A 15,536-nucleotide genomic window follows, 5' to 3' on the forward strand; every position below is an offset into this window, starting at 1 on the left:
CCGCCGCCGCGGTCACGCTGGCGTGCTGCGGCGGGTTCGCGGTCGCGGGCGGCCTGCTCGCCGCCGGCCGGCTCGGGCGGCGGACGGGCACGGCGTTCCTCGGCGCCGCCGTGGCCTGGGCGGTCATGTGGTCGGCGGCCTGGAACACCGGGATCACGCCGCTGCTGTCGGTCTTCTCCCAGTCGGTGTTCTTCGTCGCGATCGGTGTCGGCGTCCTGCTGTATCCGGGCGGCCGGCTGGAGGGCGCCGCCGCCCGGCTGTGGACCGCCGCCGCCGTCGTGATCATGGTCGGCGGGCAGGCCCTGATGTGCGCGGTCTCCCGGCCCCGCTGGAACGGCTTCGCCGCCTCGGTGGCGTGGCCGTCCGTCCGTCCCGACCAGGAGGTCTTCGGCGGCGTCCAGCGCGCGCTGACCGCCGCGATGGCGGCGCTCGCGGGCGCGCTGGTGATCATCCTGGTGGCCCGGCTGCGCCGCACCGGGCGGCTGGACCGCGCGCTCGCCCTGCCCGTCGCGGTCGCCGTGCCGGCCGGCGTCACCGGTGCCCTGGCCGTCCAGGGCACACTCCTCGGCATCGGCGTGGAGTTGGACGACGTCCTGTGGGTCTACCTCGTCCAGGGGATCTGCACCATGGTGCTGCCGCTCGTGTTCCTCATCACCGCGCTGCGCGTCCGGTTCGCCGAGCTGACCGTCGCCGAGCGGATGCACCGTCTCACCGCCCCCGTCTCCGCGGTGAAGGTCCGCGACGCGCTGCGCGGCATCCTGGGCGACGCCACCCTCGACCTGTGGCTCTGGGCCGACGGCGGCTACGTCGGCGTGGACGGCCGCCGGGTGGACGCCCCGCTGGAGCCCCGGCAGGGACGCTGGCGGCACCGGGTCCGCACGTCCGGCGGTGAGCCCCTCGCCACCGTCGACGTCGCCGCCGCCCTCCGCGGCCACGAGCCGCTCGTGGAGGCGGCGCTGCTGGCGGGCGGGCGGACGCTGGAGACCGTCCGGCTGCAGGCCGTCGCGCAGGCCAACCTCGAACGTGCCCGCGCCGCCAGGGAACGCCTGGTGCGCGTCCAGGCCGCCGAACGCGAGCGGCTCGCCGCCGAGCTGAAGCGCAGCGCGCGTGCGCGGCTCCGCGCGCTGGAGCGGACGCTCGCCCGGCTGGAGGACGCGGCCGGGGACCCGGCGGCCCGTGCGCAGGCCCGCGCCTGCCGCCGCGAACTCGCCGGGGCCGTCGCCGAACTGGACGACCTGGCCCGCGGCGTGCACCCGGCGATCCTCGCCGAGGCCGGCCTCGGCCCGGCCCTGGAACTGGTCGCGGCCCGCGCCGCGGTGCCCGTCCGGCTCGACCTGCCCGCCGGCCGCCTCCCGGCCGAGATCGAGTCGACCCTCTACTTCGCGCTCTGCGAGGCCATCGCCAACGCCGTCAAGCACGCCCGGGCCGGCTCCATCGCGCTGACCGTCCGGCCCGCGCCCGGCGAGATCACGGCCGAGGTGCGCGACGACGGGGTGGGCGGTGCGGCCCCGTCCCCGCGCGGCGGCCTGGCCGGCCTGACCGACCGCGTCCGCGCCCTCCGCGGCCACGTCGCCCTCGACAGCCCGCCCGGCGGGGGCACCACCCTGACGATCACCCTTCCCGCCGGGGACTAGTGCGCCGCCAGCGCGTCGAGGGCCTGCTCGGTGGTCGGGTGGGCGATGAGGTGCCGGTCCAGGCCGCTGCGCTCGATGATCGCGCGGAACCGCCGCTCCGGGCGCGCCAGCACGAACTCGCCGCCGGCCTGGTGCGCGGCCTTCCAGATGACGATGAGCGCGTTGAGGCCGGAGGAGTCGCAGAAGCCGACCTCGCCGACGTCCAGGACGACCCGCGGCGGCGGCGTCAGGCCGCGCATGCCGGCGAGGACGTGCTCGCGCAGCAGGTCGGCCGTGAGGATGGTCAGCTCCCCCTCCGCCGCCACGAGCAGGCAGGGGCCGCGGACCTGGCTGCGGACGCGCAGCGTGTCGGCGGTGGAGGGGTCCGACGGCCCGTCGGCTCCGAGAGACATGCTGATCACCTTCCGTTGGTGGCCGGGCACCCGGCGTACCCGCGAAGAGCGAGGTCATGCAGCACCCCGATGTATTGGGGAGGGAGCCGCCTTGAGCGGGCAAGTTAGCTTAGGCTAGCCTCACTTTGTGCTGTCCCCCGCGCGAATGCCGCCGCCGCGCCCCCCGGCGCGGGGGGGACGCGGCTCCCACCGGCTCCGGCTCGCCCTGCTCGCGGCGGCCCTGCTGGCGACCGTCGTGGGGAGCCTCGCGATCGGCGCCGGCCATGTCCCGCTCGGGCGGGTGCTGTCCGGCGTGTTCTCCCCGGACGGCGGGTCACGCGCGGAGCTGATCGTCCACGAGCTGCGGCTGCCGCGCACCCTCCTCGGCATCGCCGTCGGAATGGCGCTCGGCCTCGCCGGCGCGGTGATGCAGGCCCTCACCCGCAACCCGCTCGCCGAGCCGGGACTGCTCGGCGTGAACGGCGGCGCGGCGCTCGCCGTCGTCCTCGTCATCGCCGCGACCCGCGCGGACGACGTGCTCGTCTGCGTCTGGGCCGCGTTCGCCGGCGCGGCGGGCGCGGCGGCCCTGGTGTACCTGATCGGCGCGCGGGGACGCGGCGGCGCCGCACCCGCCCGGCTGGTGCTCGCCGGGGCGGCCGTGAACGCCGTGTCCAGCGCGCTGACGGCCGGCGTCATGCTGCTCACCCCGCACACCTTCGGCGGCTTCCGGTTCTGGCAGGTCGGCTCCCTGGGCGGCCGGGAGATGCCGGTCCTCCTGCGCGTCCTGCCGTTCATCGCGGCGGGCACGGTCCTGGCGCTGCTGCTCGCCCGCCCGCTGAACGCGCTCGGCATGGGCGACGACGCGGGCCGCGCCCTCGGCTCGCGTCCTGGCCGGACGCGGGTGCTCGGGGCGGCCGCGGTGGTGCTGCTGTGCGGGTCGGCGACGGCGGCGGCCGGGCCGATCGCGTTCCTCGGGCTGGCCGTCCCGTTCATCGTCCGGACGGCCGTGGGCCCCGACCAGCGGCTCGTCCTGCCGTACTCGCTGCTGCTCGCGCCCGTCCTGCTGCTCGGCGCGGACATCATCGGCCGCGTCAGCGCGCCCGGCGAACTGGAGACCGGCATCGTCACCGCGTTCCTCGGGGCGCCGCTGTTCGCCGTGATGGTGCGGCGGGGAAGGACGCGCGACCTGTGAGAGTGCTGCGCGCGGGGGCGCTGTCGCTGCGCTGGGAGCCGCGGGCCGCGGTGGTGTGCGGGGTGCTGGCGGCGGCCGCGATCGGCGCCGCCGTTCTCGTCGTCGGCTCGGGCGAGTTCCCCATCTCGCCGCCGGACGTGGTGCGCGCCGTCCTCGGGCAGGGCGATCGCGCCACCGGGTTCATCGTGACGGCGCTGCGGCTGCCGCGCGCCGTCACCGGGCTGCTCGCGGGCCTCGCGCTCGGGCTCAGCGGCGCGATCTTCCAGAGCATCTCCCGCAACCCGCTCGGCAGCCCCGACCTGATCGGCTTCACCACCGGCTCGGCGACCGGGGCGCTGCTGCAGATCCTGGTGTTCGGCGGCGGCGCCGCCGCGATCACGGCCGGCTCGGTGGCGGGCGCGGTGCTGACCGCGCTCGCCGTCTACCTGGTCGCCTACCGGCGCGGCGGCGGCGTGCACGGCGTCCGGCTGGTGCTGATCGGCGTCGCGGCGGCGGCGATGCTGGAGGCGCTGAACTCCTACCTCATCACCCGGGCCGACCTGCGCGAGGCGTACGAGGCCGCGTTCTGGCTGACCGGCAGCCTCAACGGACGCGACTGGGATCAGGCCGTCCCGCTGGCGCTGGCGCTGGCCGTGCTCCTCCCGGCCGCGCTGCTGCTCGCCCGCCCGCTCGGCATGGGGGAGCTGGGCGACGACGCGGCGCAGGCGCTCGGCGTCCCGGTCCAGCGGACCCGCGCGCTGTTCATCGCCGCCGGGGTGGGCCTCGCCGCGGCGGCGACCGCGGCGGCCGGGCCCGTTCCGTTCGTCGCGCTGGCCGCGCCGCAGCTCGCCCGGCGGCTGACCCGGCGTCCCGGCCCGCAGCTGCTGCCCGCCGCGCTGACCGGGGCCGCGCTCCTGGCCTGCGGCGACCTCATCTCGCTCCATCTTCCGGTCGCGGTGCCGGTGGGCGTCGTCACCGGCGTCCTCGGCGGCGTGTACCTGGCCTGGCTGCTTTCCACCACGGGACGGAAGGGGACGACGTGACCCGGTTGCGCGCGGAGGACCTCACCCTCGCCTACGAGAAGCGAGTCGTCGCCGAACGGCTGGGCGTGCAGATCCCGGACGGGTCGTTCACCGTCATCGTCGGCCCGAACGCGTGCGGGAAGTCGACGCTGCTGCGCGCCCTCGCCCGGCTGCTGCGTCCCCGCGAGGGAACCGTCTACCTGGACGGCGACCCGATCGGGGCGCTGGCCCCGAAGCGGCTCGCGCGGCGGCTCGGGCTGCTGCCGCAGTCGCCACTCACCCCCGAGGGCATCACGGTCGGCGATCTCGTGGCGCGCGGCCGGTACCCGCACCAGAGCCTGCTGCGCCAGTGGTCGCGGGAGGACGAGGCCGCGGTCACCGAGGCGATGGAGGCCGTCGGCGTCACCGGCCTCGCGGACCGGGTGGTGGACGAGCTGTCCGGCGGCCAGCGCCAGCGGGTGCGGCTCGCCCTCGTCCTGGCCCAGCGGACCGGAATCCTGCTGCTGGACGAGCCGACCACGTACCTGGACATCGCCCACCAGATCGAGGTCCTCGACCTGTGCGCGCGGCTCCATGAGGAGGGCCGCACCCTCGTCGCCGTTCTGCACGACCTCAACCATGCCTGCCGGTACGCCACGCACCTGATCGCGATGCGCGGCGGGGAGGTGCTGGCCGAGGGACCGCCCGCCGAGATCGTGACGGCCGAGCTGGTGGAGCGCGTGTTCGGGCTGCCGTGCCGGGTCATTGCCGACCCGGAGACGGCGACGCCGCTGATCGTCCCGGCCGGGCGGCGGCGCACGTTGACGGCGGAAAACCTCTAAATTAGGTTAGCCTTACCTAATTTGAAAGGGGTTCCGTGCTGACCTGGGAAGAGCTGCAGACCACGCTGGCCGAGATACTGGGCGAGCGCGCGGAGGCGGACGACAACCTCATCGAGCTCGGGATGGACTCGATCCGGCTCATGCGGCTGACCGGCCGGCTGCGCCGCCGCGGCATCGAGATCCGCTTCGCCGAACTGGCCGAGCGCCCCACCCTCGCGGAGTGGTGGGACCTGCTCGCAGAGAAGGGCCGGGCGGAGGTGACCGGGCGTCCTTCCGGACGTGAGCCCGCCGGCATCGAGCCCGGCCGCCCTTTCCCGCTCGCGCTGATGCAGCACGCGTACTGGATCGGCCGCGACTCCGGCCAGCCGCTCGGCTCGGTCGCCGCGCACCTGTACGCCGAGCTGGACGGCCGCGCGATCGACCCCGCCCGGTTCGAGGCGGCCGTCCGCGCCCTGGCGCGGCGGCACCCGATGCTCCGCGTCGCGGTGGCGGACGACGGCACCCAGCGCATCCTGCCCGAACGCCCCGGACCCGCCGTGACCGTCCACGACCTGCGCCCGGCGGACGATCCCGGTGCCGAGCTGGCGCGCATCCGGGCCGAGATGTCGCGGCAGCGCCTGCCCATCGAGGACGGCCGCGTCTTCGACGCCCGCCTCAGCCTGCTGCCCGACGGCACCGCCCGCCTGCACCTGGACGTCGACATGATCGCCGCCGACGCGATGAGCTACCGCGTCATGCTGGCCGACCTCGCCGCCCTGTACGGGGGCGAGACCCTCGCGCCGATCCGCTACGGCTACGCCCGCTACCTCGCCGACGACCCCCGCGCCGCGGCCCGCGAGCGGGACCGGCGCTGGTGGGCCGGACGGCTCGCGGACCTGCCCGGCCCGCCCGAGTTGCCCGTCGTCCCCGAGCCCGGCGACCGCGTCGAGCGCAGGCACCACTGGCTCCCGCCGGACGGCAAGGACCGCCTCATCGCCCGCGCCCATGCCGAGGGCGTCACCCCGGCCATGGCCCTCGCCGCGGTGTTCGCCGAGGTCATCGGCGCCTGGTCGGCCACGCCGCGCTTCCTGCTCAACCTGCCGCTGTTCCACCGCGAGCCCGTCCACCCGGACGTGGACTCCGTCGTCGGCGACTTCACCGGCTCGATCATGCTGGAGACCGACCTGCGCGAGGACCTCCCGTTCGTCGAGCGGGCGCGGCGGCTGCAGGCGAACCTGCACACGGCGGGCGCGCACGGCGACTACTCCGGCCTGGAGGTGCTGCGCGACCTGTCCCGGCTGCGCGGCGAGCAGGTTCTCGCCCCCGTCGTCTACACCAGCGCCCTGAACCTGGGGGAGCTGTTCGGCGACCGCGTCCGCGAGCACTTCGGCGAACCGGAGTGGATCATCTCGCAGGGCCCGCAGGTGCTGCTGGACGCGCAGGTGACCGAGGTGTCCGGCGGCCTGCTGCTGAACTGGGACGTCCGGTGTCCCGCGTTCCCGGACGGCGTCGTCGAGGCGATGTTCGACGCCTACACGGCCGCGATCACCCGCCTGGGCGCGCCCGGCGCCGACTGGTCGGCGCCCCTCGGCATCACCGCGCCGCCGTCGCAGCTTCGCGTCCGGCACGCCCTGAACGCGACCCCGGCTCCGCCGCCGCGCACGCTGACCGGGGGTTTCTTCGCGCACGCCCGCCGCGCCCCGCACGCCCCGGCCCTGCACTGGGGCGACGACGGCACCCTGACCTACGGCGAGCTGGCCTCCCGGGCGCTGCGGGTCGCCTCCGGCCTGGTCGCCGAGGGCGTGCGCCCTGGAGACCGTGTCTCGGTCGAACTCGCGAAGGGGCCGGAGCAGGCCGCCGCCGTCCTCGGCGTCCTGGCCGCCGGAGCCGCCTACGTCCCCATCGGCCCGGAGCAGCCGGAGGCCCGCCGCGCCAAGATCCGTGCCGGTGCGCGCGTCGCCGCCGCCATCACGGCGGGCGGCCTCCCCGGCACCGAGCCGCTGCCGGAACCGGTCGCGGTCCGCCCGGACCAGGTGGCGTACGTCCTGTTCACCTCCGGCTCGACGGGTGAGCCGAAGGGCGTCGAGGTGTCGCACGGCGCGGCCATGAACACCATCGGCGACCTCGTCGAGCGGTTCGCGATCGCCGAGGACGACGTCACGCTCGGGGTGTCGGCGCTCGACTTCGACCTGTCGGTGTTCGACCTGTTCGCGCCCTGGTCGGCCGGCGGCGCGGTCGTCCTGCCCGGCGAGGACGAGCGGCGCGACGCCGTCCGGTGGGACGAGCTGGTGCGGCGCTGGTCGGTGACCGTCCTGAACTGCGTCCCGTCCGTGCTGGAGATGCTGCTGCACGCGGGACGCCCGCGGAGCCTGCGGCTCGTCCTGCTGGGCGGCGACTGGGTCGGCACCCACCTGCCCGCCCTGCTGGCGGAGCGCGCGCCGGGATGCCGGTTCGCGGCGCTGGGCGGGACGACGGAGACCGCGATCCACTCCACGGTGCAGGAGGTCGCGGGCGAGGTGCCGTCCGGCTGGCACGCCGTCCCGTACGGGGTGCCGCTGCGCGGCGTCGCGTGCCGGGTCGTGGACGAGCGGGGCCGCGACCGTCCCGACTGGGTGACGGGCGAGCTGTGGATCGGCGGCGCCGGGGTCGCGGACGGCTACGCCGGGGACCCCGGCCGCACCGCCGACCGGTTCGTCGCCTGCGAGGGCGTCCGCTGGTACCGGACGGGCGACCTGGCCCGCTACCGGCCGGACGGGACCCTCGAATTCCTCGGCCGCCGCGACCACCAGATCAAGATCCGCGGCTTCCGGATCGAACTCGGCGAGATCGAGGCCGCGCTGCGGGACCATCCCGCCGTGGACCGGGCGGTCGCACTGCCGGCCCACGGGCTCCTGGCCGCCGCCGTGGTGGCGTCCGGCGACCTTGACGCGGTGTTGGCCCACGCCCGCGGCCTGCTGCCCCCGCACATGGTGCCCGACCTGCTCGTTCCCCTGGACGAACTGCCGCTGACCCCGAACGGCAAGGTCGACCGCGAGGCCCTCGCCGCCCTGGCCGGCGCGCGGACGGCCACGTCCCATGCCGAGCCGACTACGTCACTGGAGAAGGTGCTGGCCCGGATCGCCGCCGAGGTGCTGGGGGAGGAGCGCGTCGGCGCGGACGCCGACTTCTTCGCCCTCGGCGGCGACTCCGTCCTCGCCACCAGGGTGATCGCGCGGCTGCGCGAGGCGCTCGACACGACGGCGCTGCCGGTCCGGGTGCTGTTCGCCGAGCGGACCATCACCGGTGTCTGCCGCCGCTTCACCGAACTGGAGGACACGCCAGGACGCCTGGAGGCCGTCGCCTCCATCTGGCTGGAGGTCGAGGCCATGACCGAAGAGGAGCTCACCGCCCGCCTCGGCTGATCAGCCCGCTTCGGGCTCCGGACGCAGCCTCGCCGTCCGGAGCCCGGTGAGGGTCAGGGCCAAGGCCAGCGCGAGAACGGCGCTGACCGTCCCGTAGACGACGATGGCGGCGCCCGGCGCCAGATAGCGGCCGAGGGCCCCGGCCCCCAGCGACCCGATCGCGCCGCCGCCCGTCTCCTGCGCCGCCCACAGCGCGTTGACACGTCCCAGATACGAGCCGGGAGTGTGCGACTGGATCAGCCCGTACCGGAGGATCTCCTCGACCGACTCGACGAACCCGTACCCGAACAGGATCGCGACCGCGAGCGCCGGGTGACGGGCCAGGCCCAGGCAGGCGAGCGCCGCGAACCCGGTGACGGACGCGACGAGCAGCGCCAGGCCGGGCGCCCTCGCCGACCCGGCCCATCCGCTCGTCACGGACGCGAGCACGGCCCCGCACGCCGGCGCCGCGAACAGCAGCCCGACCGTGGTGGCGCCGCCGTCCAGGCTCCGGGCCGCGAACGCGGGCATCAGCACGGGGACACCGCCCGCGACCATGAACAGCAGGCCGAGCAGCATGAGCGAGCCCACGACCCGATGGGACGCGACGAAGCGGAACCCGTCCCCGATGGCCTGCAGCGGATTCGCCTCGGGCTCCCCGGCGGCCGGTCTGAGCGGCGGCAGCGTCGTCAGCAGCCCGAGCGTGCCGATCGTTCCGGCCGCCGCGGCCGCGTAGTTCCAGCCGACGCCGAACGCCGACACCACCAGGCCACCGAGCGCGGGCGACGCCATCGACCCGAGCCGGACGGTCAGCGCGTTCAGCGCCCCGGCCGCGACCAGCTTGTCCGGCCCGACCAGCGACGGGGTCGCGGCCAGCAGCGCGGTCACGCCGACACCGGTCGCCAGCCCGTCCCACGCCGCCAGCGCGTACACCGCGACGAGCGACGGCGACGGAAGGAACGCGTTCAGCGCCAGCAGCACGAACCCGACCCCGGCGGCCGTCCGGGCCCGCAGCATGAGCCGCCGCCGGTCGTGCCGGTCGGCGAGCACACCGCCCCACAGGAACCCGGCGAGCAGCGCGAGCCCCTCCGCCGCCGAGACCCCGCCGACGTGCACGGTCGAGCCGGTCAGGTCGTACACCTGCACCGGAAGCGCGACCGCCAGCATGCCGATCCCGAACACCGAGACGGTGCGGGCGGCGAACACGTTGCGGAACGGCCTGCTGTCGCGCAGGGGACCGATGTCCATGGCCAGTCGCCGGAGCATCCCGGGTTCTCCTCTGCCGATCGAGTAGCTAAGGTAAGCCTAGCCTTAGTTGATCGTGAAGGAGAGGACGAACCCGTGCAGCGGACGCTGATGAACGGAAAGATCCACCGCGCGACCGTCACCCAGGCGGACCTGCACTACGTGGGCTCCCTGACCATCGACGCGGACCTGATGGCCGCCGCCGACATCGTCGAGGGCGAACAGGTCCACGTCGTCGACATCACCAACGGCGCCCGGCTCGTCACCTACGCCATCACCGGCGAGGCGGGCAGCGGCGTCATCGGCGTCAACGGCGCCGCCGCCCGCCAGATCCAGCCCGGCGACATGGTCATCATCATCAGCTACACGTCCGTGGACGACGCGGCCCGCCACGAGCCCCACGTCGTCCACGTGGACGCCGCCAACCGCATCGTCGCGCTCGGCTCCGACCCGTCCGAGCCGGTCCCCGGCGCCCCCGCCCAGCTCGCGGGGCGGTGACCCGTCGGTGAGCATGGACGGCTTCACCCCCTGGCCCGCCGACCTCGAAGCCCGCTACAAGGCCGAGGGCTACTGGACCGACCGCCTCCTCGGCGACGTCCTGCGCGGCGCCCCCGCCCACACCGCCCTGGTGGCCGGCGCCGACCGCCTCACCTACGCCGACCTCGACGACCGGGCCGCCCGCACCGCCGCCGGCCTCCTGCGCCTCGGCATCCGCCGCGGCGACCGCGTGGTCGTCCAGCTCCCCAACACCGTCGGCTTCGTGGTGACGTTCCTCGCGCTCGTCCGCATCGGCGCCGCCCCCGTCCTGGCCCTCCCCGCACACCGCGCCAGCGAAATCCGCCACCTCTGCGAACTGGCGGAGGCCCGCGCCTACATCTGCGCCGACCGCGACGGCGACTTCGACTACCGCGCGATGGCCCGCGAGCTCCCCGTAGAGCACGTGATCGTGGACGGTGAAGCCGAGGAGTTCCCCCCGCTGGCGTCCGTGGACGCCGAGCCGGCACCGATCGACGGCCCCGCCCCCTCAGACGTCGGCGTCTTCCTGCTCTCCGGCGGCACCACCGGCCTGCCGAAACTCATCCCCAGAACACACCGCGACTACGTCTACAACCTGGAGGCCAGCGCTGAGCTCTGCGGCTTCACGTCCTCCACGGTCTACCTGGTCGTCCTCCCCGCCGCGCACAATTTCGCCCTGGCCTGCCCCGGCATCCTCGGCGTCTTCGCCGCCGGCGGCACGGTGGTCCTGGCTCCCTCCGGCTCACCCGACGAGGCGTTCCCCCTCATCGAACGCGAACGCGCCACGGTCTGCGCGGTCGTCCCCCCGATCGCCCTCCTCTGGCTGGACGCGGTGACCTGGCAGGACGAGGACATCTCGTCCCTCCGGCTCCTCCAGGTGGGCGGCGCGAAGTTCGCCGCCGAACGGGCCGCCGAGGTCCCCGGCGTCCTCGGCTGCGCCGTCCAGCAGGTCTTCGGCATGGCCGAGGGCCTCCTCAACTACACCCGCCTGGACGACCCGGAGGACCTGATCGAACGGACCCAGGGCCGCCCCCTCTCCCCGGCCGACGAGATCCGCATAGTCGATGCCGACGGCAAACAGGTCGCCCCCGGCGAAATGGGCGAACTCCTAACGCGAGGCCCCTACACCCTCCGCGGCTACTACCGCGCCCCCGAGCACAACGCCCGCTCCTTCACCCCGGACGGCTTCTACCGCACCGGCGACCTGGTGAAAGAGTTGCCCTCGGGCCACCTCATCGTCGAGGGCCGCGAAAAGGACCAGATCAACCGAGGCGGCGACAAGATCTCCGCCGAGGAACTCGAAAACCACCTCCTCGCCCACCCGGCGATCCACGACGCCGCCGTGGTAGGCGTTCCAGACCCGACCATGGGCGAACGCACCTGCGCCTTCCTCATCCTCAGAGAAGCCGAAAAGCCCCCAACCCTCCGCGACCTGAAGGACTTCCTCCGCACCCGCGGCGTAGCCGCCTACAAATTTCCCGACCGCTTGGAGACGGTGAGCGAGTTCCCCCGCACCCCCGTAGGAAAAATCAGCAAAAAAACCCTCACCGCCCGCGCCACGGCAGCTCTCCCGCCTCAATGCGCGACCGGACCTTGAGGCTTGCGGCGCCGCCTTCAAAGGCAGTAGCGGCCTGGCGGATACAGGGTTTCAGCCGGTTACCGGACGTCGACGTAATCGGTGGCCTGAGCGGGGAAGTCGGTCTTACTGGTGTCGGGGGCGGCGTACGGGCTGAGGTAGTAGGCCATCCAGGTCGCGTCAGCCGGGGTCTGGCACTGCATCCGGAACCAGCCGGTCGAGCTGGTCGCGGCGCCGCCGTTGTGGCAGAACGGCGTGCGCCAGGCCGTCTGCCCCTTGAGCCGGTACTGCGCACTGACCCACTTGTCCTTGATCGGCTGCCAGCCGCCCGAGGGCGTCCACCGCATCAACCGGCCGGTGAGCGTCAGATACTGACCCTTGCGCGCGGGCTCCGGAGAGGCGTTGAAACTGGCGATCCCCGTCTTGTAGGACACTCGGAACGGGTAGCCCGACTCGACCTTGGTGTAGGTGGCGTCACCGGCGAAAGTGGTGCGCAGCCACCCGGACGTCCACGCGGTCGCCCGGATCTTCACCCGGCCGTTGGAGTCGGTGACGCCCGAGGTGACCTGTTTCCACCCCGTCTTCGGATAGCCGGAGGTTCCCTTGGGCGCCCACCACAGCGTCACCTTCCGCCCGGGGAGGGCCTCGCCGCGCACCGCCTTCAACGTCCGGCGGACCTCGAAGGTCTTCCCGTACAGCGGATGGACCGGATTGGTCTTCCGATCGCCCAGCGACTGGTCGATGTACAGCCGGCTGATCCAGCCGAGCACCCGGGCCGAGGTCTCGGTGACCTGCCCGTAACCGGCCACCCGCGCGATGATGTTCCCCGGCCCCGGAAAGAACGTCGCCTGGAACCGGCCCCCGGTCTGCACCGTCGCCGTCACCTGCAGGTCCCCGTCCGGGCTGTCGAAGTGGACCACCAGCCCCGCCGGGGCGGCCACCCATCCGGCCCCGCGGTTCTGCTGCACCTGGCCGGTCACCGTGACATCGGCGTCCCAGTTCTGCACCGCCACCGGATCCACCACGATCCGCTGCGGGATCGTCGCCTCCGCCGCCTGCACGGGAGAGGCGGCCAGCGCCACCGCCAGCATCCCGCCGCACGCCGCAACGGATACCGCGTTTTTCATATCAGAACACAACCTCATCAATACCGTTTTGGACTCACTCACCGTGTGTCCCGCACCAGGCCGGCAACGCCGGCCGGTCGATACTTCGACCGCTGGATCTGGCCTGTCGGGAACGGCTCCACCAATTCGGCCTGACTGCGACACCGGCCTGCAGCCGCGCATTAGTCACTTCAAGGCACCGGACCGCCGCTCAGCGTGACGCGCATATCTGGCCGGCAGCCTTCGCTGGATCGTCAGTCTCCTTGGCCCAGGAGGGCTGACGTATTCCGTCAACGGCCGACGAAGGAAGCGACGGGTCCAGCCGACATGGACGCGCGCCACGACCTCGTAAGAAGAGCCCGCCTCAAGTCGCACTAAAGATAAGGGGAAGATCGCCAGGCCGGAAGACGATCACGTGACAGTTTTTGTGATCTGCGACACGGCGATCATGGTCAACTGATCTTCTGATCTCCGCGTCCAGTGGTTGCTATCGCCATCATGCGCCGCTTGGCCTTAAAGTCGAACGTTCACGTTTCACCGCATCGGCCGTTACCGACCTTTCAACTCGTCCGGCCCGGCCCAGCGGATCAGGTTCTGGAAAAGCTCGGCCTGCTCGATCGCGTCGTCCAGCGCGTTGTGGGTGTGCGGCCGGCCGGACCGCAGTTCTGCGGGCATCTGCCCCTTGGTCGACCGGATGACCAAAGCGTTGGCCTTGGCGGCGTACAGGCTCTTGAGATCCAGATGCCGCGAGTGACCGAACGGAGACCCGGAGGCGGCGAACCGCATCCAGTACCAGTACAGCCACATCCAGTCGAAACCGAGCGGGTACGCCACCAGGACCGGTGACGCGTCCAACGAGGCCGCGGCCTCGGTCACCCAGCCGGCGGCCGCGTTCATCGCCTCGGCCGGATCACGGCCCTCGGCGGCGAGTCGGCCGCGGTCCAGGCCGCTGACGGCCAAGGCTTGGGGATCGTAGGCGTCGCTGATCGGCTTCAGTTCCGTGTAGAACGTGGAATCGGCCGGATCAGCCGGCGCGAACTCCTGTCCGTCGAACGTGCCGCACACCGCCATGCCGAAACTGAGCATGGAATACGGCCCCGGGATCGGCCCATCGGCCTCCACATCGACCGAGACGTACACTTCACGCTTGGGCATCGACGTTCCCCATGCTGTTCTTGTGGGTGGTTTCTTCCCGGGTCTGGGAGATCTGCGGGAGCGGATCTACCGGTCGTTCGGCTCGCTGCCGGGGTGCCACAGATGGATGCCGACCTCGGGAACGATTTCCCCTCAGGTCGCTCATATGGGCTCCTCGGTTCGATGACCATCCAATCACCTCTCCAGGCTGATGCCGGGAGCGCTGAACGCAGCCGGCGGTGCTCAGGAGGCGGGGACGATGTGGGGGGCGAGGGTGGTGAGTTTTTCGCAGGTTTCCTCGTATTCGCGGGCGGGGGTGGAGGCGCTGACGATACCGGCGCCGGCGCGGAGCCAGGCGCGGCCGTTCTCGGCGTAGAGGGCGCGCAGGACGAGGGCCGCGTCGAGGGCGCCGTCGTGGGAGACGGTCACCACGGCGCCGGAGTACAGGCCGCGGCGTTCCTCCAGGCGGGTGATGGCCTCGATCGCCGCCGGCTTGGGGATGCCGGACGCGGTCACGCCGGGGAACAGTGACTCCAGGGCGTCCCACGCGGTGCGGCCGGGGGCGAGGGCGCCGCCGACGCTGGAGCCGAGGTGCTGGACGCTGCCGCGCTCCTTCACCGTCATGAAGCCGGTGACCTGGACGGTCCCGGCCTCGCAGACCCGGCCCAGTTCCTCTTGGGAGGTGCGGACCGAGACGGCGTGCTCATAGATCTCCTTCGGATCCGTTTCCAGTTCGCGGCGGGTGCGGGTGTCGAGGTCGGCGCCCCGGCCGAACGCGCGGGTGCCCGCGAGCGGCTGCGTCATGACCCGGCCGCCGGTGTCCACGGTCGCGAGGACCTCGGGGCTGAACCCGGCCGCCTGGAAGCCGCCGACGTCGAGGAGGAACGAGCGGGCGGGCGTGTTCGCCTCACGGCCGCGGACATAGGTCGATATGACGTCCACGGGATGGGGGATGTCCAGGCGGCGGGACACGATGACCTTCTGGTAGCGGCCCTCGTGGATCTCGGTGACGGCCTCGGCCACGCGCGCCCGGTAGCGGGCTTCGTCCACCCGGACGTCGAGGGGCGACGGTGTTCCGGTGATCGGGGAGACGTCGGTGAGGAGGCCGGCGACCTGGGCGGTGCCGGGGCCGGTGATGCGGGCGCGGCCGTCCTCGACCCGGACCTCGGTGCGCGGGACGATCAGGTGCGCGAGCCGCCCGGTGGGACGGGGCGCGGCGAACTCGAACGCGATCCAGCCGTAGGCGTTCCACGCGGAGAGCGGGGCGGCCCCGGCGAACGCGTCGCGGAGCGCGTCGGCGGGCCGTCCCGACCAGGGGCGGGTGGCGGGGGCCCGGCCCGGCCAGGTGGTGTGGACGGCGTCCGCGTCGAGGACGACCTCGCCGAGCACACCGCCCGCGAACGTCCATGAGCCGGGCCGCTCGTACACGACGTAGTCGCCGAACAGCCCGGACGCGGCCAGCCGGGCCATGGCGGTGAGCGGGTCCGACGTGCACTCCAGCACGAGTTCCTCGGGGGGCGTGTCAGTGCGCAGAGCGGTGGACAAGGCGGTCGACTCCCTTTCACAGAAGATCAAGTTAGG

Annotated in this window: 12 protein-coding genes; 7 read left to right on the forward strand and 5 right to left on the reverse strand. The window is 73.4% G+C overall.

Features of this window, described 5'->3' with window-relative positions; translation table 11 throughout:
- The coding region (locus AF1_RS34700; protein ID WP_067802613.1) for a sensor histidine kinase at positions 1-1,634 on the forward strand (1,634 nt) is incomplete at its 5' end.
- Here AF1_RS34700 and AF1_RS22315 read toward each other — a convergent pair.
- Positions 1,631-2,026 carry an STAS domain-containing protein gene (locus AF1_RS22315; RefSeq protein ID WP_131732948.1) on the reverse strand — a complete coding sequence of 132 codons (396 nt, stop codon included), beginning with the start codon at positions 2,024-2,026 and terminating at the stop codon, positions 1,631-1,633. The genes AF1_RS34700 and AF1_RS22315 overlap by 4 nt on opposite strands.
- A gap of 127 nt (positions 2,027-2,153) precedes the next feature.
- Here AF1_RS22315 and AF1_RS22320 point away from each other — a divergent pair, with 127 nt between their 5' ends.
- The 4 genes from AF1_RS22320 to AF1_RS22335 are packed head-to-tail and all read left to right on the forward strand — an operon-like array spanning position 2,154 to position 8,399.
- The gene (locus AF1_RS22320) at positions 2,154-3,197 is read left to right on the forward strand and encodes a FecCD family ABC transporter permease (RefSeq protein ID WP_242609004.1); all 1,044 of its coding nucleotides are present in this window, start codon (positions 2,154-2,156) and stop codon (positions 3,195-3,197) included.
- Positions 3,194-4,219 (forward strand): FecCD family ABC transporter permease, encoded by a 1,026-nt coding sequence (locus tag AF1_RS22325; RefSeq protein ID WP_067802621.1) that lies wholly within the window; start codon positions 3,194-3,196, stop codon positions 4,217-4,219. Before AF1_RS22320 ends, AF1_RS22325 begins: the two co-directional genes overlap by 4 nt.
- Positions 4,216-5,019 carry an ABC transporter ATP-binding protein gene (locus tag AF1_RS22330; RefSeq protein WP_067802624.1) on the forward strand — a complete coding sequence of 268 codons (804 nt, stop codon included), beginning with the start codon at positions 4,216-4,218 and terminating at the stop codon, positions 5,017-5,019. Before AF1_RS22325 ends, AF1_RS22330 begins: the two co-directional genes overlap by 4 nt.
- Positions 5,020-5,054: 35 nt before the next feature.
- Positions 5,055-8,399 carry a non-ribosomal peptide synthetase gene (locus AF1_RS22335; RefSeq protein WP_067802626.1) on the forward strand — a complete coding sequence of 1,115 codons (3,345 nt, stop codon included), beginning with the start codon at positions 5,055-5,057 and terminating at the stop codon, positions 8,397-8,399.
- On the opposite strand, the gene entS is transcribed toward AF1_RS22335, so the two are convergent.
- Entirely contained in the window at positions 8,400-9,644 is a 1,245-nt protein-coding gene (entS, locus tag AF1_RS22340; RefSeq protein WP_067802629.1) for an enterobactin transporter EntS, read from the reverse strand.
- Positions 9,645-9,719: 75 nt separating this feature from the next.
- Between entS and panD the strand changes: the two genes are divergently transcribed.
- A complete protein-coding gene (panD, locus tag AF1_RS22345) occupies positions 9,720-10,121 on the forward strand; it encodes an aspartate 1-decarboxylase (RefSeq protein ID WP_067802632.1) in 402 nt (133 codons plus the stop codon).
- 13 nt (positions 10,122-10,134) lie between these two features.
- Positions 10,135-11,736, forward strand: a complete 1,602-nt coding sequence (locus AF1_RS22350) for a (2,3-dihydroxybenzoyl)adenylate synthase (RefSeq protein ID WP_067802635.1) — start codon at positions 10,135-10,137, stop codon at positions 11,734-11,736.
- A gap of 59 nt (positions 11,737-11,795) precedes the next feature.
- On the opposite strand, the gene AF1_RS22355 is transcribed toward AF1_RS22350, so the two are convergent.
- From AF1_RS22355 to AF1_RS22365, 3 genes are all read right to left on the reverse strand, one after another.
- Positions 11,796-12,842 (reverse strand): hypothetical protein, encoded by a 1,047-nt coding sequence (locus AF1_RS22355; RefSeq protein ID WP_131732947.1) that lies wholly within the window; start codon positions 12,840-12,842, stop codon positions 11,796-11,798.
- 528 nt (positions 12,843-13,370) lie between these two features.
- On the reverse strand, positions 13,371-13,976 hold the full coding sequence (locus AF1_RS22360; protein WP_067802642.1) for a 3'-5' exonuclease family protein: 606 nt from the start codon (positions 13,974-13,976) through the stop codon (positions 13,371-13,373).
- A gap of 222 nt (positions 13,977-14,198) precedes the next feature.
- Positions 14,199-15,500, reverse strand: a complete 1,302-nt coding sequence (locus tag AF1_RS22365; protein WP_067802645.1) for a salicylate synthase — start codon at positions 15,498-15,500, stop codon at positions 14,199-14,201.
- Positions 15,501-15,536: the final 36 nt, after the last annotated feature.

Source organism: Actinomadura formosensis NBRC 14204 (assembly GCF_001552155.1).
Lineage (GTDB): Bacteria > Actinomycetota > Actinomycetes > Streptosporangiales > Streptosporangiaceae > Spirillospora > Spirillospora formosensis.